We start from the raw sequence: 18,663 nt of genomic DNA on the forward strand, positions 1-18,663 counted from the left end.
CTATCATCTCTGATAGTAATAAGCTTATATTCTAATGGTTATATGGCAAATTACTCGAACTAAAGAAGCTAAGCGTACCGGCAGTAGCCTGAGTAAATTCAAAAATGATAATCGTATTACTGCCGCTGTTTAACCACACTCCGGGGCAATATAGCCGGGCCTGAGGGCCTGCCAACGTCCAATAACGGCCGAGATTGTGTCCGTTCACTAAAACGTAGCCAGTACCCCATGAGGACATATCAATATACATGTCTTTAGGAATATCGATAGTAAGAATTGCTTTAGCAAAGAATGGACGAGGGCTCGAGGGTTTATTGATACCGAAAGGCAGTTTCGCCAGTTGTGATGCCAATAGCGGATAAAGAGTCATTTTCCAGTTTGTCAGCACATCACCATTCAGAATTACGTTGCCAGAAAGACCACGTCCATCCGTTCTCATTTCATCACCACCATAATTTGCTCGTCCGAATGACATACAGACGATCTGTAATATAGAATTTGGCGGCACATCATCAAGTTTGAATGAAGTTACAGGAGATATTTTTCCCCCTTTCACCGTTGTTAATACATCGCTTGTAACACGAACCCCGTTGAGGAAGGCCAATGCAAAATCAGGTGGCCGATTGAATTCCACAGAGAGATCATAACCTGACTTAGGTAGCTCTGTTTGATAAACAGCGATGCCAGCCGGATAAATACCAGTACTGGCTGGTTGTTGGCTGTTAAGAGTCAACGCGATCCACTCAATGGTCTGTGGTATGGGGTTTGGAATGGTCGGAATGACATTAGATAGAAAATCACTGAAAACGAATTGGCTGTTCGATATTGGCGAGATTTCGCCGTCAGTAATACTGGGGATAGACGCAGGAATTGGATTAGAAGGTACTATATATGAAGCATTTTTAGCATAAGCAGTTTTAATAACTTGGAAATTTGCATTTTGTCGGCCATTTTCTGATACTGGTGCGCCATAGTCATAAGAGGTTATCACTGGGACTGATGAAGTTGACTTTCCATTACTGCCAGCCGTAAAGCCAAAGTTAGTACCGCCGTGCCCAACGTAAATGACAAATGAACAACCTGCTTTTGCCAGCCTTGCGACTATATCTGCAAAAGTATCGATGTAAATTGTTTGTTTTTCCTCGGTCCAATGACATATCCAACCGGGATAGCATTCTGCACCAAAACTTGCGACCTGATAGTATTGTTTAGCTTCATTGTGATGTGAAACACTATTTCCTTCAGCTGTCAGCCCGTACGCCGTATTGGTCGGTAGTGGAATGTGATTATTTTTAAACGCGTTCGCCCAGCCTTCACAAACACAAAACTTCTCTGTATAGCCTAAACTTACCCATTGTGCTGCCAGCGCAGTTGGGTGAGCGGGATCGTCCGGACCCCAAGAGGTATATTCATTTTCTAGCGCTATCAGCATGATTGGGCCACCTGAGGTCAGCGTCCGTCCTTTAATGACCCGTTCATAAAGGGCTGTATTCCATTTTAGTACGGCTGACATGTAATTTGGGAAATTGCCGCGTATTTGTAACTTATCTGAAGAGTCATGGAACTGAGGATCGGCTAACATACGTGGTGGTAATCCACCAAAATCCCATTCTGCGCAAGAATATGGTCCGGGACGTAACAATACCCACATATTGTTAGTTGCACATAGATCGATGAAGTGTGCGATATTTTTGTCTGACGATGAGAAATCAAAAGCTCCATCAGGTAGTTCATGAAAATTCCACATTAGATAGAGTGATATCGTATTACACCCGAGAGCTTTGATCATTTTGATCCGGTGATCCCAATATTGAGATGGAACCCGTGAAGGATGAATTTCTCCGCCGAAAAATTGGAAAGATTTACCATTTATCATCCAATTACCTGCACTATCCCAAGAGAGTACATATTTATTACCGGGAATAAATGTGGGATTAGTATCGTCTGTTGGATTTTGTCTGTCCATTATTCTTTCCTATTGATGTGTATGAAATATAAAGAATGGATGTCATAACAGCAATCTGAAAAATACAGAAGTAATATTTTTATATTTATAAGTGTGATATTTGAACGGGATTTATTTTTTAAGGTGATTTCTGTGAAAGTAAAATAATATCAACTATCATAACTAGATGTTATTTAAATGATTATTTGAAAATAATAATATATTTAAAAATATCAGTAATATGTTTTAACTTATGGAATAATCGTATTTCTGATGAATCACCTAATCATGATATAGCTAAATTATTCAATGTGTTAAGCATGAATTAATGCTCATATACTCTGATTTTTCTTAGCAATATATGAGGTATGAATATCATTATAATCCAATGTGAATGGTTTTTTTAATGCGGATAAAATTATTCATCCAAAATATATAATAAAAGTTAGTTGTCACTCTTTATTATGTCAAGAAAATAATTTCAATTATATGATTTTATATTTAATCATAAAGTAAAATTATAAATGAAATTTCACTATTTCTGCTAATGTTTTAATCTAATTTTTTATATATTGGTATCACTTTGTTTTTATTTAAATCACATTTAAGATAAATTCCTTTTTTATAATTCCCTAACTATTTTCCAAGTGTAATTATTAATAATTGGTTTTTATGTTTACCATATCAGCGTCTGGTAATTGACATTAAAATTTCTAAAATACTTAAAGACTTTTACTTAAAAACTCGCTATCTTGTTTAGTATATAAAACAAAAACTGGCTATAAGGTTGGTTTTTAACCTGATTTAATGCCTTTGTTATTGACATACTAAACATTAATTACGGTAAGGATAAAAAGTATGGATTTTCTCAGCAGATTTTTCAGTATAAATAACCATATCCCTGTGGAGATCTTTGGTTATCAACCCTCATATATCGAGGCTGTTGGTACAATTGCAGGTTTATTATGTATCTGGCTTGCGAGTCAGGAAAAAATTATTAACTATTTATTTGGTTTAATTAATGTTTCCCTATTTGCGGTGATATTTTTTCAGATCCAGCTTTATGCCAGTCTTATGCTACAAATTTTCTTCTTTGCTGCCAACATTTATGGTTGGTATGCATGGAGCAGAGTCGATGAACAGCAACAGAAAGAATTAAAGATCCGCTGGCTCAGCTCCAAACAGATGTTCAGTGTGGCTACTATTTCCCTCCTTTTTATCCTGGTAATGACATTTAATATTGACCAAATATTTGGTTATATGGCAAAAGTTTCTGTGATTGCTTTACAGGGAATGGGCTTTGGGATCACCATGCCTGACTTGCTGCCAGATGCTTTCCCATTCTGGGATTCTGTTATGACCGTATTATCAATAGTGGCTATGATTCTCATGACCCGTAAGCATGTAGAAAATTGGCTGTTGTGGGTGATTATTAATGTGATCAGCGTTGCCATTTACTACAAGCAAGGCGTATTAGCGATGTCGTTGCAATATATTATTCTGACAGGGATTGCTTTGAACGGTGCTCGTCTATGGATAAAAGTAGCTAAGAATAATCATGAAACATCATCTACAGAACGTACTTCCACTGAAAATTCAAATTAATAACTAGCCCGGAACAGGCCATAAGTCATTATGGCCTGTTTGTTGATATTCCATTTATACATGCTATTTTTCCAATGTCCTCTTTGTTAGTGACATTATTTGTTCAGGTTATCTTTTTATAAACATTTAGTTACCTGAATTTCTGGAATTAATAAGGGACTATAGCCTTTCCTCTCGGCTCGTATTTGATTGGCAAATTCGTTTTCGATTAATTCGTGATTTTCCTACTGGCGTGATGTAGCTCCGAATCCATTGGATATATATTTTTTCTCTTTTATAAAAATTCTGCTTATTTACTCATAAAGATTATTTACAGCACTTCATCTAACAGTTAGATTGAGATCACAAAATTATTTTAAATAACTGTAAACACATTAGGTGAAAGGCCGATGAATTACCAGAATGACGATGTAAGGATAAGAAAAATAACAGAATTATTGCCACCAGTTGCATTACTCGAAAAATTCCCTGCAACAAAAGATACTGCTGCTACCGTTCGTGAAGCTCGTGAAGGCATTCATAACATTTTAATTGGTGCAGACGATCGTTTATTGGTAATAATTGGCCCATGTTCAATTCATGACCCAAAGGCTGCACTGGAATATGCAGAGCGCCTGAATAAATTGCGCCGCGAATTGAAAGCAGATCTGGAAATCGTGATGCGGGTTTATTTTGAAAAACCGCGTACTACAATTGGTTGGAAAGGGTTAATCAATGACCCGAAAATGGATTGTAGCTTTGATATCAATGATGGGTTACGCACAGCACGTAAACTTCTGCTCGATATTAATAATATTGGGTTACCGGCAGCAGGTGAATTCCTTGATATGATTACCCCCCAGTATCTTGCCGATCTGATGAGCTGGGGAGCAATAGGAGCACGTACAACCGAGTCTCAGGTTCACCGTGAGCTGGCATCAGGGCTGTCCTGCCCGGTGGGTTTTAAAAACGGTACTGACGGTACAATAAAAGTAGCGATTGATGCCATCAATGCTGCCGGCTCATCACACTGCTTCCTGTCAGTAACTAAATGGGGTCATTCTGCCATCGTTAATACGACGGGCAATCAGGATTGCCATATTATTCTGCGTGGCGGAAAAGAGCCAAACTACAGTGCTGAACATGTCAGCGCGGTGAAAGAAGGTTTATTAAAAGCAGGATTGAAACCGCAGGTAATGATTGATTTCAGCCATGCAAACAGTGCGAAGCAGTTCAAAAGGCAGATGGATGTAGGGGCTGATGTTTGTGGCCAGATCTCTGCCGGAGAGAATGCGATTATCGGTGTGATGGTTGAAAGCCATCTGGTTGAAGGCAACCAAAGTTTAGATGATGATGAGCCACTGGTTTATGGGAAAAGTGTGACAGATGCCTGTATTGGCTGGGATGATACAGAACTGCTATTACAGCAGTTGTCTCAGGCTGTCAGAACTCGCCGAGGATGATTTTGTATGAAAAAAAGCCGGAATGATTTCCGGCTTTTTATGTCTTTCTCAATTATTTTGCTTTACCCTGGTTTGCGACAGCCGCTGCTTTTGCAGCGATTTCATCCGCATTACCCAGATAATAGTGTTTAATTGGCTTCATATTCTCGTCGAATTCATAAACCAGCGGTACAGCAGTTGGAATATTTAACTCAAGAATTTCGTCTTCGCCCATATTATCCAGATACTTCACCAGTGCGCGCAGCGAATTGCCGTGAGCAGCGATGATAACTTTTTCACCGTTTGCAACGCGAGGTCTAATTACTTCTTCCCAGTAAGGAACAACACGCTCGATAGTCGTTGCCAGGCTTTCTGTGACAGGAAGTTCTTCTGGTTTCAGGTTTGCATAGCGAGGGTCATGGCCGGGATAACGCTCATCATCTTTGGTCAGATCAGGAGGAGTGATGGCAAAGCCACGACGCCATAATTTAACCTGATCATCACCATACTTAGCTGCTGTTTCTGCTTTATCCAGACCTTGTAGGGCACCATAATGGCGTTCATTCAGTTTCCAGCTTTTTTCAACTGGTAGCCATTGTTGATCGACCTGATCCAGAATATTCCACAAAGTATGAATGGCGCGTTTTAAAACAGATGTATAGGCGAAATCAAAAGCAAAACCTTCCTGTTTCAGCAATTGACCAGCCTGTTGCGCTTCATTGCGGCCTTTATCAGACAGTTCAACATCAGTCCACCCCGTAAAACGGTTCTCTTTGTTCCACTCGCTCTCACCATGTCTTACAAGAACCAGCTTAGTTACAGCCATAGCTTAAACTCCTATCATTACTTTTTAATACAAAATGAAATGCTCGCTGCGGGCATTATATGGCGCGATAGACTGAAACAGCAAACAATAGTCGATGAACTTCTGTCTTAAATCATATATGGAAGGAGTTGCAGCCTGACTGGCTGCAACTTGAAATCCATGTGTATAGATAAGATAGCGGAAATTAGCTGATGATCGTTTTAATCGGATAAGTGTAAAACAGCAGGTGTAATACATTAAGGGTAAAATGGAATCCGACAGCTACCCATAAACGGCCACTCCACATCCACGCTATACCATAAATCAGGCCTGCCAGTGTTGCGAAGGCCATCAATAGTCCACCGCCTGCGAAGTGGGCGGCACCAAATAGTAAAGAAGTAATGATCAGCGCAAAATAGGGATTCATCCACTGACTGAGCTTTTGTTGAATATAGCCACGGAATAAGGCTTCTTCTGCTAGTGATACAAATAAAATATTGGCAACAACGAAGGCAGGAAACCAACTTGGTAGGTGGAGTTCAACTGCCAACCCGCCAAGCGATGTAGCAAGCCCTAATAATGCTGGTATCGCTGCGATTAACAACGCCCAGCCGTGAGCAGGAGCATTAACTACTGGGTTACAGCGGAATAGGCTTGGCATACAGCACAATAAAAGAAAAGGAACCAGTGCCTTGTCAAAATTGAAGTACATAGAAAAAGGTGCACTGAGTGGCCCAACCTGTACTTTGTCCAGATATTTCAGGTTATGAAAACCGGGAATAAAATGTATAAATAACAAAATACTAACGATAACCAACATGGCTTCGGTAATGCTTTTACCGATAAAATGCCTTTTGGTATTGAAATAGACATGCGCCACACCCAATACACTTATCATTAATAATGAGGTGATCGCGGGGTAGGCCAGTATGTGAGTGCTGATCCCAACAGCGATAGCTAAGAATGCAATGAAAAATGCGATTTTTTGGCGAATATCTAACAGTGCCAGCGAAGCGGCAAGTAAAGTCCAGCCCATACAATTCTCGGTTCTTTTTGAAAAAAATAGGTAAACGATCTAAAAAATAGGGCGGGATTTTATAGCAATAGACAAAAAATTCAAAAAAATAATAGGGACTATCAAAAAAATATTTATAGAACACGTTACACATTTATCCCTCTTCAGTATCAGTTGAGAGAGGAATTAATATTTTATGGGTTTCAGGCCGGCCTCCGGTCAGAGACGGCCTGAAAAATGAAGAATATTAGAAAATCACAAAAGAGGGCTAAAAGTCAGCTCGGTTTCATAACGATAAATATCGCCATCAGGAATAAATTTCAGCCGATGAGTGATGCATTCTGGCGCATCTTCCTGATGGTGGGAGACAAACAGAAGTTGCGTATCGCCATTTTTAATCATGATATCAATGAAACGCAGGACTAACTGCCGGTTGAGTGAATCAAGCCCTTGCAATGGCTCATCAAGAATTAACAAAGCCGGATGTTTCACTAAGGCACGGGCAATTAATACAAGGCGTTGCTGACCCCATGACAGACTATGAAACGGACTGTTTGCAGTTGCATCGGATAAACCCAATAATGCCAGCCACTCATTTGCCAATTGTCGTTGACGATCTGAAACAGCCTGATAAAGCCCGATGGAGTCGAAGAAACCGGAGAGAATAACATTACGGACGCTGGTACTGACACGATATTCAAGGTGAATACTATTACTGACATAGCCAATGTGGCGTTTAATATCCCAGATAGTTTCTCCACTGCCTCGCTGGCGGCCAAATAGAACTAGCTGATTACTGTAACCCTGAGGATGATCGCCGGTAATCAGGCTGAGAAGAGTGGATTTTCCTGCTCCATTCTCGCCAATAATCTGCCAGTTTTCACCGGGATTAACCTGCCAGCTTAGGCCATGTAATATCGGTTTATCATTGTATTGAACAACAACATCCTGCATTGATACCAGCGGTTGATCTGAGAGAAGTTGCTCATCAATTCGGTACTCATCTGTTTCCGGCAGCCGAATATTTTTTAGTTTTTCACTGTGTGCTAATTGTGCAACCAGAGATTCAGCCAAAACGTGCTTTTTTTCTCCGGATAGCATCAGCTGACAATCGGCGAGTACACCAATTCTCTCGACAAAATCAGGGATCTGGTTAAATCTGTTTAACAGGAAAATCAGTGTGATACCTTTTTCGGCCAGTGTTGATAATAGCTGAGATAACTGAGTGCGGGCATAAGCATCCAATCCGTCAAAAGGTTCATCAAGGATAAGAAGGTCTGGATCCGCCATTAATGCCTGACAAAGCAACACCTTCCGCACTTCACCGGTAGAAAGATACTTGAAACGGCGTGAGAGCAGATCTTTAATGCCGAAATATGCGGATAGCTCAAGGCACAATTCATTATCTTTATGGTGAAGCTGAATGATTTCTGCGGCAGTGTGTCCAGTATCGTCCTCATCCTCACTGAGCAGGTCTGTATTGTTGCGTTGCCATTCTTTATCAACCAGTTGCTGAAGTTGCTCGAAAGAGAGGCGTACAGGAGTATGGAACGAGCAATGTATTTCACCCGTCAGTTGGGTTAATTCATTCGATAAAACACAGGCCAGAGAAGACTTCCCACTGCCATTCGAACCGACAAATGCCCAGTTCTCCCCAGAGATGATTTTTAGTGACGGTATCTTCAGGATACGGGTGTCACTTAAACGGAAACTACCTTGCGATACTTGCAATTCAGACATTTTTCTTCCTTATTTAAGCAACATCAACTAAAGGATCACAGAAATAAGCGGAATACTGTTCAATGTCAATGAGTAGTCGTCTGTTATTCGTTATGGATTTATATTTCGGGATGGGGGAATATTAATTGTTAGGGGGAATATTCGGATGCCCCTGACGGGGGCAAATATACCCGTCGTCTTTCAAATTGCCTCTTTGTTGGCTGCACTCGTTCACCCCAGTCGCCGCATAGTTATTTATGCTCAGGGGACTTACTCCTTTGCCGCCGCGATGCAACTCGAAATCCATAGGGTATATATCTAATTTAATGCTGCAATAATCACTTTATCAGCACCAAAAAGAGCGGTGACAATATCATTTAGTTGAAGACCTAAATTTTCTATTTCTTGATTGGATAATGTGGCGCAGAGAGATTCGCCACTATTCAGACTCACGATAATTTCGCTGCACTGTGCTCCTGCCTCAATCTGGCTGACTTGGCCGGATAACTGATTTTCAAAAACGGGGGTGTTTTCGAAAGAGTTAATGTCTCCGGAAAAAGTCGTGTTGCAGGAAACGGTAGCTCCTTTGCGTAAGGTAATCCACGGCGCTTTAATAAGTGCGATCACCTCTTTTCCTTTTATCAATCCTAAGCGTTCAGCACTTTGTTCTGTTACAGAAGCGCGGATAGATGTTTTGCCATCAGCCAGCAGGATACCAATATTTTGCTGAATATTTCCATTATCCCGCTCAACGACTGTACCGAAAAATTGATTTCTGGCGCTGGATTGTAAAGAAAACCGCGAAATGGCTGCCAGCAGACTATCCAGAGGCAGTGAATCCTGTTTGAGAGCATCGAATGCTTTTTGCTGAATTTGTTCCAGCAGGCCGTAAAGCTGTATCAGGCGTTCGCCATAAGGAGTCAGTTGAGCGCCACCACCGCCTTTGCCACCGGTTGCTCGTTCAACCAATAGCTCATCTGCCAGATGGTTCATCTCATTAATAGCATCCCAGGCACTTTTATAACTGATACCGGCCTGTCTGGCTCCCTGACTGATAGAACCCGTAATTTTTATCTGCTTCAGCAATTCAATTCGCCGGGGATCGGCAAAAACCCGATGCTGCAATTTAAGAGTTAATAATATTTCGGCTTGCATAGTGATTCATTTCAGGTAACTATTTGAAAGTTTCTACAGAATAACCGTAAGAATCGCACGTTTCGTCGGTTACTGTTACCTTTTTATTGTCTAGAATAGCGTAATTGTTGTCTGTGCAGTAAAGCTTTTTGTTTCATTACCGGGCGTTCATTGCCGGATGAGTGTGAAGCTGAATCAGGCACAGCTTATTGTTCGATTCGATGATAGTCATTCATGATATGAGGTATACATGTTTGAACTGATTAAAAGTATAGCGTTTGAACTGGTCATGGTTCCTGTTGTCATGGCAGCCATTCTTGGGCTGATTTATGGGTTGGGTGAATTGTTTAACCTTATCTCTAAAAGTGAAACACAAAGTATTGAGCGCTAATTTTGGTTGAATTTGATCGCCAGCGCCTCTGCGATTTTTTTTTCCTAAAGAAGTCATATACTGAGAGCAGATTGTTGAAAAACCCTGTTATTTCAAACAGGGTTTATTTTTTATTACGGCATAAGTTCTGTCTGGCGAGTCTCTTTCCCCAGCCAAATCACAGCGCCTACAGCCACCAGAATTGAAAAGCCGAACAGGGAAAAAATCAGGGAGATCGATGAATTCATCGCTACCAGATAACCGACCATCAAAGGGCCAATGATACCGCCTACCCTCCCAATTGATGCCGCCATACCAGCACCGGTTGCGCGAATTGCTGTCGGATATTGTTCTGGCGTATAGGCGTAGATTGCTCCCCAGGCACCAAGATTGAAAAATGACAGCAGAATGCCAAAGATAAGAAGCTGGGTAATACTATCAGCTGTACCGAAGAAATAGGCACTGACAGCAGTTCCCATTAGATAGCTCGCCAGAACGAATTTACGTCCGTAGCGTTCAATCATCCATGCGGCAGTAAAGTAACCGGGAAGCTGAGCTAGTGTCATGATTAGCACATATTGGAAACTTTTTATCAGGCTAAACCCCTTCAGCATCATGACGCTTGGCAGCCACAAAAACATACCATAATAGGAAAATACTACGCAGAACCACAAAACCCACAGCATGACAGTTGCTCGACGATAATCGGCCGACCATACTTCTCGTATATTATGCATAATTGAATTGAGGGGTTTCTGGGCGCACATTTGTGTATAGCGTGGCGAATCGGGTAAATGCAAACGAAGGTAGATAGCGTAAAAAGCCGGTAGAGCACTCAGCAACATGGCAACCCGCCACCCATAACTTGGAATAACAAAATAAGCAATCAATGCCGCGGCAAGCCAGCCGAAGGCCCAGAAGCTTTCCAGTATCACAACCAGACGCCCACGCTCATGGGGTTCTACGCTTTCGGACACCAGCGTTGACGCGACAGGAAGTTCTCCGCCTAAACCCATACCGATAATAAAACGCAGAACCAATAGTGCTGCTAATGTGGTGACCAATGCCGTTAAGCCACTGCCTACACTAAACAGCAGTAGTGTGACAATAAAGGCTGATTTTCGTCCGGTTTTATCAGCCATCACGCCAAAGACAAAAGCACCGACGGCCATGCCTATCGAATTAATACTACCTATCCAGCCTAACTGTTCTGAGCTTAGTCCCCAATCTTGTTTCAGGGCGGCCAGTAAGAAGGATAAGAGACCGACATCCAGAGCATCAAACATCCAGCCCAAGCCAGCTATTGTCAGCAACCGTTTTTTGGTGATGTCTTTTTGTAATGGGGTGGTGTGTAACAAAAGTTAGCCCTCATTTATGTAAAATATCGAATGTTTTTCGCTTTAAAAATGCACTCTGTTCCGGCACATATCAGCAGTTATATTCAATGAATTTTGTGTTGTATTGTGGCCAACAAAGAGGCAACTTGAAAGATGAAAAATATATAATACAACGAGATATAGCACTGTATATAACTTCTTTTCTCCACATTACTATATTGACAATATTGAAGATTATTTGTGTTTTCTGAGTAATCTTTACATCAACTTAATACAAAAGCTAAAACTAGCTCACAACTTGCCGATTAATCTCAGAATAGTATTTTCATTTAACGTTGTATCTTGTTATATACAGCGCACCGTTTTGGTTATCATAAGTGGAATACAATATGAAAAAGCGCGTAATAAAGAATTTTTATCAGTTATTGGCCGGGGCTGTAGTGTCTTTTGCTCTTGTTAGCAACACTTGGGCTGCGGAAAAAGTGACTGTTTTTGCTGCTGCATCATTGACGAATGCACTTAACGATATTGCCGAACAGTATAAAAAAGATACTCAAGGTGAGGTTGTTGCTTCTTACGCATCATCTTCAACACTGGCTCGACAAATAGAACAGGGAGCACCCGCAGATCTGTTTATTTCTGCTGACCAACAATGGATGGATTATATTTCGGGCAAAAAACTCATTATTGAAGATACTCGTCATACTTTGTTGGGAAATCAACTGGTTCTGATTGCGCCTAAAAAGAGTAAGCTGAATAAAATCGATATCAATCAGGAAACAAAATGGAGTTCTTTACTGGCCGGAGAGCATCTGGCTGTTGGTGATCCTGACCATGTTCCTGTTGGTATTTATGCTAAAGAATCCCTGCAATATCTGGGAGCATGGGATTTAGTTAATCCATTGTTGGCCCGAACTAACAATGTGCGTAGTGGTATGGCTCTGGTCGAGCGTGAAGAAGTGCCACTGGGAATTGTTTATGGATCTGATGCTGTTGCCAGCAAAAAAGTGAAAGTTGTTGGTGTATTCCCGCAAGAGAGTCATAAACCGGTGGAATATCCGGTTGCAATTATTAAAGGTCATGAAAATCAAGCGGTACAGGATTTTTATGATTATCTTAAAACCCCTGAAGCCGTAGAAATTTTCACACGTTACGGTTTTAATTCACTGTAGGAACTGTTCTTTTGGAGATGTTAAGTGAATATGAATGGCAGGCAATTTTACTGAGTCTGAAAGTCTCAGGGATTGCAGTGCTGTTCAGTTTGCCATTAGGGATTTTGATGGCATGGGTTCTGGCACGTTGTCAGTTTTTCGGGAAATCCCTGCTGGATAGTGTTATCCATTTACCGCTGGTCTTACCCCCGGTTGTTGTTGGTTATCTGTTGCTAATGAGTATGGGGCGTCGCGGTATATTCGGGGAATTTCTCTATGACTGGTTCGGTGTTAGCTTTGCATTTAACTGGACAGGTGCTGCTCTGGCTTCGGCGGTTGTTTCCTTTCCGCTCATGGTCAGGGCAATCCGTCTGGCTCTGGAAGCGATAGACCTTCGTCTGGAACAGGCGGCCCACACGTTAGGAGCCAGTTCACTTAAGGTCTTTTTCACGATTACTTTACCACTTTCATTGCCGGGTATTATTGTTGGCTCTGTGCTGGCATTTGCCCGTTCATTGGGTGAATTTGGCGCAACCATTACTTTTGTGTCAAATATTCCCGGTGAGACTCGTACCATTCCACTTGCCATGTATACATTAATTGAAATGCCAGGAGCAGAAACTGCCGCCGCACGTTTGTGTGTGATCGCGGTAATTTTGGCTCTGGTGTCATTATTGCTGTCTGAGTGGCTGACCCGTTGGGGAAGAAAACGGCTGGGGGCAGCATGTTAGAATTAAATTTCGAACAGCATATGGGTGATCTGCATATGCAGATTGATACCACATTGCCAGCGGAAAGCATTACTGCCATCTTCGGGCTTTCCGGAGCAGGAAAAACCTCGTTAATCAATGCCATTGCCGGTCTGACCCGGCCACAAAAAGGCCGCATTATCTTAAACCAACGCATTCTGGTAGATACAGAGCACAAAATATTTCTGCCACCGGAAAAACGTCGAATCGGCTATGTATTTCAGGATGCCCGGCTTTTCCCTCATTATCGGGTCAAAGGAAATTTGCAATATGGTATGTCGCCAGACATGCAGCCACATTTTGGCAAAATTGTGGAATTGCTTGGTATTGAGCATCTGCTATCACGCTTTCCAATAACTTTATCTGGTGGAGAAAAACAGCGGGTTGCGATTGGGCGGGCATTATTGACGGCGCCTGAACTTTTGCTGATGGATGAACCTATGGCCTCACTGGATCTGCCCCGTAAACGTGAATTATTGCCGTATCTGGAAAAATTGTCTGAAGATATCAAAATTCCGATCCTGTATGTCAGTCACAATTTGGATGAAATTATCCATCTGGCTGATAACGTAGTTGTTATGGATAAAGGAAAAATCAGGATGGCAGGCACACTGGAAGAAGTGTGGTCAAACAGCATCCTGCGACCGTGGCTGCAAAAGGATAACCTGAGCAGTATATTAACTGTAACAGTGATGGAGCATCATCAGCGTTACCACATGACAGCAGTGGCGGTGGCTGATAAAGCTCTCTGGTTACCGGAAATTAATGTCACAGAGGGAACTGATTTGCGTATCCGCATTGATGCTTCCGATGTTTCTTTAGTATTAGAGCCACCAAAAGGCAGTAGTATTCGTAATACCTTACAGGTAAAAGTCATTGAATTTTTCGAGGATGCTGGTCAGGTTGATGTCAAACTTGCTCTGGCTGACCGTTATCTGTGGGCAAGGATTACTCCGTGGGCACGGGAAGCACTTAATCTGCGTGAAGGGCAATGGCTGTATGCGCAAATTAAAAGTATTGCGTTAAATCAGCACTTATAAACTGAATATAGTGGAATGGAAGGAGCACGGGTGACTTATGCTCCTTCCAGAGTGAAACAAGTTAAAGCACATATTTTCGGATAACTTCTGCAATACCGGGCTGAACATTATCTTTGGTAACAAGATCTGCCCGCGCTTTGACATCATCAACGGCATTTCCCATCGCAACCCCCAAACCTGCGGATTCCAGCATACTGATGTCATTAAAATTATCGCCAAAAGCAATAACATCTTTCATACTCATCCCTTGTGATTCAACCCATTGCTGTAAACGCAGCCCTTTACTATTGCCCTTTTTGGCGATATCGACCTGATCAAACCATGACCATTCACACTCCAGATCGACTTCTTCCCTGATCTGCTCACTGACCTCACGTAATTTCGCCAAATCGGGGGACATAGTGGCAAGTTTCCAGATGAAATTGACATTATTCAGTGCTTCCTGAAAGTTGTTGATATGCAGGAGAGTAGGGCGCTGATGCTCAGGCAGAGAATCTGACCATGCAAGGGTTCGGGTAACGGTATGTGGAGATTCATATAAAATAGCATCATCAACATACATCAGATGATCAATTTCAGTGCCCTGTAAATAAGAAAGTACTTGAGAGGCTTCCTGAATAGAGAGAGGATTAGCGGCCAGAACCTTTTTAGCCTGATAATCATATGAATAAGCCCCGTTACAGCAAATCGCCGGAGTGTCGAGCTTAAGCGCCTGATAGAACGGATGGATGGCAACATGATGGCGGCCGGTGGCGATCAAAACCTTAATACCCGCTTGACGGGCTTCATTTAGAGCCGCGAGCGATTCTGGCAGAATATTTTTTTGTGGATCGAGCAGCGTTCCATCCAGATCCAGTGCGATAACGCGGTATGACATGAATTAGCCTCTAAGCTGTTGATGATTTCAACAAATATTATATGTTAATGAAAAGCAGTTAAACTGATAATTATATACACAATGGATTTCAAGGTGCGTCGCGGCAGCAAGAGAATAAATCCCCAGGAGCATAGACAACTATGTGACTGGGGTGAGCGAGCGTAGCCAACAAAGAGGCAACTTGAAAGGCGAAGTGTATACAGTTTAACAGACATATCTTTTCAGGAATCATTGCAGATCAATAAAATAGTGATGGAGCTTTAAGGAGAGAAAATGAAACAAGTAGTTTATACAGCGAGCCCGAATAGTCGTCAGATCCACGTCTGGTCCCTGAATATTGTCGGAGAACTTTCACTGCTCCAGACAGTCAGTGTGCCGGGCGAAGTACAGCCAATGGTCATCCATCCTGATGGAAAGCATTTATATGTTGGGATACGCCCTCAGTTCAGCATCGTAACTTATAAAATCAGTGCTGACGGACGATTGGAGCAGCAGTCCATTGCCCCATTACCGGGAAGTCCGACACATATCTCAACGGACAGAGCAGGGCGTTTTTTATTTTCGGCTTCCTATAGCTTCAATAATTTAAGTGTCCATCCTATTGATGAAAAAGGCATTGCTAAAGCACCTATTCAAGTTGTAGAAGGACTGAAAGCGCCACATTCTGCCAATATTGATCGGGAAAACCATCAGTTACTGGTCCCATGTCTGAAGGAAGATCATATCCGTATTTTTGATCTGAATGAGTATGGATATCTGACAGAACGTCGTGCTGATGAAATTACGACAAAAGCCGGCGCTGGGCCACGCCACATGGCTTTTCATCCTGAGAAAGAAGCGATTTATTGCATCAATGAACTCGATTCAACCGTTGAAGTACTGCGTAAATGGGAAAAATACCGGATTGTGCAGTCGGTTGATTCGTTACCTGCTGATTTCTCGGCTGTTCGCTGGTCTGCGGATATTCACATCACACCTGATGGCCGCCATCTTTATACCAGTGAGCGCTCTGAGAGTGTTATCAGCCACTTTATCGTGTCAGAAGATGGTTATCATCTGACATTGGCAGGGCATTATCCAACAGAAAGCCAGCCCCGTGGTTTTGCTATCGATCACAGCGGGCGTTTCTTAATTGCCTCTGGACAAAAATCAGATCATATTTCCGTATCCGGTATTGATAAATACACCGGAAAACTTACTCAGTTGGCGCGTTATCCGGTTGGTAAAGGCCCAATGTGGGTAACGGTACTGGCACTATAAATAAAAAGCCGCGCAGATTTTTAGCGCGGCCATTAATCATTTTTCTGTAATATGCAGAAAAAGTAAATCTGGATTTAAAAATTATTTTAGACGAAATTAAAAGTTCCGATTCCGGAGAAAACGATAGGGTATGTAACCAATATATTATGCTGATATACAGAAATTAAATCACCTAAATAAACATTTCCTTTAAATAACCGCAGGTGGATTTTTTGTGGGTAAATAAAAAGCTGAAAATTAAGTGGTGTGTTTATGATTGTATTGGTGTGATGAACTACTCCACTAAGATAAAGGTTGTTAAGATTTATTTGTGGCATGTTATAGCTGCCATAAATATATCCGTTGAAATTAGCATTTCTTCTTGTATGTGGATTGTTGCCAATTAAAACAGGATAAGATGATACTTGAATGAATGGATAGCTTCCAATCTGATGATAGGTGTTAATATTAAAATATCCGCTAACATACTCTGCCGTTTTAATGACGGGAATAGGGTAAATTGGTGGGTTTATTACAGGAATTCCCCCAAACAGATTAGCAAGCTCAGGCTTTTCTTTTGCTATAGCCTCATAATGTAATTGTTCTTTTTCATAAATATCTTGAGATTGTTTAAATATAGCTTCCATTTCTTCATTAGAAGGTACGGACAATTTTTCCTGATTCATAGTGTATTCCTCTCTGATTAAAGTAAATAAGACTGAGTGGAATATAACAAAAATATTTTCTTTGGATGAGAAAGAATGCATTTAATTGATTGCCAATATTTATCAGGAATTGACTTTTACTAATAAATAGGCTGTTATTTTTATAATAAATAACAGCGGCAGCATTATTATCAATGCTGCCGTTAATAATTAAATTACCGCATCAGCAATAGCGTTTGTCAGTTTCAATAACTGCTCAGGCTGAATAATATAAGGCGGCATTAAATAAATTAAACGTCCGAATGGTCTGATCCAGACTCCCTGTTGGACAAAGTGGCGCTGTAGTACCGCTACATCAACAGGTTGTTTCATTTTTACCACACCAATAGCACCCAATACCCGGACGTCTTCAACCGAATTATATGATTTCAGAGGCAATAACTCTGTTTTTAAGACGGATTCAATTGAGTGAATGCGTTGTTGCCACGGGCTTTCAGTGAGTAATTTCAGACTGGCTCCGGCAACGGCACAAGCCAGCGGATTCCCCATAAATGTCGGGCCATGCATAAAACAGCCTGCTTCACCCTGACTGATGGTTTCGGCAACATGGCGGGTCGTTAATGTTGCGGATAAAGTCATATAGCCGCCTGTCAGAGCCTTACCTAAACACAAAATATCTGGTTCTATATTTGCGTGTTCACAGGCAAATAGCTTGCCGGTTCTCCCGAAGCCGGTGGCGATTTCATCTGCGATCAGCAAAATTTGGTATTCATCACAAAGGTTGCGCACCTGACGCAGGTATTCAGGGTGGTAGATCCGCATTCCACCCGCTCCCTGAACAATGGGTTCCAGAATAACGGCCGCGATTTCATCGTGATGCTGTAACAATAATTGCTGGAAAGAAGAGATATCTTCTGGTTGCCATTCACCATCAAAGCGGGATTGTGGGGCATCAGCAAACAAATGATTGGGAAGATAGCCCTGATACAGACTGTGCATAGAGTTTTCGGGATCACAAACGGACATGGCTCCGAAAGTATCACCATGATAACCATGACGCAGTGTCAGGAATTTTTGTCGTCTTTTCTGCTGTTGTTGCCCTTTTGTCTGCCAGTATTGCAAAGCCATTTTCATGGCAACTTCCACGGCAACTGAGCCGGAATCGGCCAGAAAAACACATTCCAGCGATGCAGGCGTCATTGCTACCAGTTGTTTACACAATTCTACTGCTGGTGGATGAGTAATGCCGCCAAACATCACATGGGACATCTTATCAATTTGTGATTTTGCGGCTTCATTAAGTACGGGATGATTGTAGCCGTGAATTGCCGCCCACCATGAAGACATACCGTCAATTAATTGACGCCCATCTGATAATACCAGTTCAACACCACTGGCAGAATCGACCGGATAAGTCGGTAGCGGGTTGCTCATAGATGTATATGGATGCCAGATGTGGCGCAGGTCAAATTCAATATCTGAAGGATTCATAATAAATTAGTTGTAAACCTTTTAGATCTAGTTTTGGTTGACATGATAGCGGCGTTATTTAAACTGACAACTTTTATTTCATGTTTTATTTCATGCTGGA

At 41.7% G+C, this 18,663-nt stretch carries 16 protein-coding genes; 7 read left to right on the plus strand and 9 right to left on the minus strand.

Annotated elements, in window-relative coordinates; all coding sequences use genetic code 11:
* Nucleotides 1-31: 31 nt before the first annotated feature.
* Entirely contained in the window at nt 32-1,966 is a 1,935-nt protein-coding gene (locus AACS92_RS18250) for a beta-galactosidase (RefSeq protein ID WP_099109118.1), read from the minus strand.
* Between the two features lie 837 nt (nt 1,967-2,803).
* Between AACS92_RS18250 and pnuC the strand changes: the two genes are divergently transcribed.
* Both pnuC and aroG read left to right on the plus strand, forming a co-directional pair.
* On the plus strand, nt 2,804-3,550 hold the full coding sequence (gene pnuC, locus AACS92_RS18255) for a nicotinamide riboside transporter PnuC (RefSeq protein WP_099109119.1): 747 nt from the start codon (nt 2,804-2,806) through the stop codon (nt 3,548-3,550).
* A 389-nt stretch (nt 3,551-3,939) separates the two neighbouring features.
* Entirely contained in the window at nt 3,940-4,992 is a 1,053-nt protein-coding gene (aroG, locus tag AACS92_RS18260) for a 3-deoxy-7-phosphoheptulonate synthase AroG (protein ID WP_099109120.1), read from the plus strand.
* A 52-nt stretch (nt 4,993-5,044) separates the two neighbouring features.
* On the opposite strand, the gene gpmA is transcribed toward aroG, so the two are convergent.
* The 4 genes from gpmA to modE all read right to left on the minus strand — a co-directional run bounded on the left by gpmA (nt 5,045) and on the right by modE (nt 9,665).
* Complete coding sequence (gpmA, locus tag AACS92_RS18265) at nt 5,045-5,797, minus strand: 2,3-diphosphoglycerate-dependent phosphoglycerate mutase (protein WP_099109121.1); 753 nt, start codon at nt 5,795-5,797, stop codon at nt 5,045-5,047.
* A gap of 184 nt (nt 5,798-5,981) precedes the next feature.
* The gene (locus tag AACS92_RS18270) at nt 5,982-6,812 is read right to left on the minus strand and encodes a CPBP family intramembrane glutamic endopeptidase (protein WP_099109122.1); all 831 of its coding nucleotides are present in this window, start codon (nt 6,810-6,812) and stop codon (nt 5,982-5,984) included.
* Nucleotides 6,813-7,046: 234 nt separating this feature from the next.
* Nucleotides 7,047-8,531: a molybdate ABC transporter ATP-binding protein ModF gene (modF, locus tag AACS92_RS18275; protein ID WP_099109123.1), complete on the minus strand. Its 1,485-nt coding sequence runs from the start codon at nt 8,529-8,531 to the stop codon at nt 7,047-7,049.
* 297 nt (nt 8,532-8,828) lie between these two features.
* Complete coding sequence (modE, locus tag AACS92_RS18280; RefSeq protein ID WP_099109124.1) at nt 8,829-9,665, minus strand: molybdenum-dependent transcriptional regulator; 837 nt, start codon at nt 9,663-9,665, stop codon at nt 8,829-8,831.
* A gap of 229 nt (nt 9,666-9,894) precedes the next feature.
* On the opposite strand from modE, the gene AACS92_RS18285 reads away from it, so the two are divergent.
* The gene (locus AACS92_RS18285; protein WP_099109125.1) at nt 9,895-10,035 is read left to right on the plus strand and encodes an AcrZ family multidrug efflux pump-associated protein; all 141 of its coding nucleotides are present in this window, start codon (nt 9,895-9,897) and stop codon (nt 10,033-10,035) included.
* A gap of 113 nt (nt 10,036-10,148) precedes the next feature.
* On the opposite strand, the gene AACS92_RS18290 is transcribed toward AACS92_RS18285, so the two are convergent.
* Nucleotides 10,149-11,372: an MFS transporter gene (locus AACS92_RS18290; protein WP_304440761.1), complete on the minus strand. Its 1,224-nt coding sequence runs from the start codon at nt 11,370-11,372 to the stop codon at nt 10,149-10,151.
* 368 nt (nt 11,373-11,740) lie between these two features.
* Here AACS92_RS18290 and modA point away from each other — a divergent pair, with 368 nt between their 5' ends.
* The 3 genes from modA to modC are packed head-to-tail and all read left to right on the plus strand — an operon-like array spanning nt 11,741 to nt 14,291.
* A complete protein-coding gene (gene modA / locus AACS92_RS18295; RefSeq protein WP_099109126.1) occupies nt 11,741-12,523 on the plus strand; it encodes a molybdate ABC transporter substrate-binding protein in 783 nt (260 codons plus the stop codon).
* A 17-nt stretch (nt 12,524-12,540) separates the two neighbouring features.
* Complete coding sequence (gene modB / locus AACS92_RS18300) at nt 12,541-13,233, plus strand: molybdate ABC transporter permease subunit (RefSeq protein WP_099109127.1); 693 nt, start codon at nt 12,541-12,543, stop codon at nt 13,231-13,233.
* A complete protein-coding gene (gene modC, locus AACS92_RS18305) occupies nt 13,227-14,291 on the plus strand; it encodes a molybdenum ABC transporter ATP-binding protein ModC (RefSeq protein WP_193756887.1) in 1,065 nt (354 codons plus the stop codon). Before modB ends, modC begins: the two co-directional genes overlap by 7 nt.
* A 61-nt stretch (nt 14,292-14,352) precedes the next feature.
* Here modC and AACS92_RS18310 read toward each other — a convergent pair whose 3' ends face one another.
* Nucleotides 14,353-15,168, minus strand: coding sequence for a pyridoxal phosphatase (locus AACS92_RS18310; protein ID WP_099109129.1), 816 nt, complete (start codon nt 15,166-15,168; stop codon nt 14,353-14,355).
* A 273-nt stretch (nt 15,169-15,441) separates the two neighbouring features.
* On the opposite strand from AACS92_RS18310, the gene pgl reads away from it, so the two are divergent.
* Nucleotides 15,442-16,428, plus strand: coding sequence for a 6-phosphogluconolactonase (gene pgl, locus AACS92_RS18315; RefSeq protein WP_099109130.1), 987 nt, complete (start codon nt 15,442-15,444; stop codon nt 16,426-16,428).
* An 86-nt stretch (nt 16,429-16,514) separates the two neighbouring features.
* Here pgl and AACS92_RS18320 read toward each other — a convergent pair whose 3' ends face one another.
* Nucleotides 16,515-17,093, minus strand: coding sequence for a hypothetical protein (locus tag AACS92_RS18320; protein WP_099109131.1), 579 nt, complete (start codon nt 17,091-17,093; stop codon nt 16,515-16,517).
* A 189-nt stretch (nt 17,094-17,282) separates the two neighbouring features.
* Nucleotides 17,283-18,563 (minus strand): adenosylmethionine--8-amino-7-oxononanoate transaminase, encoded by a 1,281-nt coding sequence (gene bioA, locus AACS92_RS18325; RefSeq protein WP_099109132.1) that lies wholly within the window; start codon nt 18,561-18,563, stop codon nt 17,283-17,285.
* Nucleotides 18,564-18,663 lie beyond the last annotated feature (100 nt).

This window comes from Xenorhabdus sp. KJ12.1 (assembly GCF_963876495.1).
Classification (GTDB): domain Bacteria; phylum Pseudomonadota; class Gammaproteobacteria; order Enterobacterales; family Enterobacteriaceae; genus Xenorhabdus; species Xenorhabdus stockiae.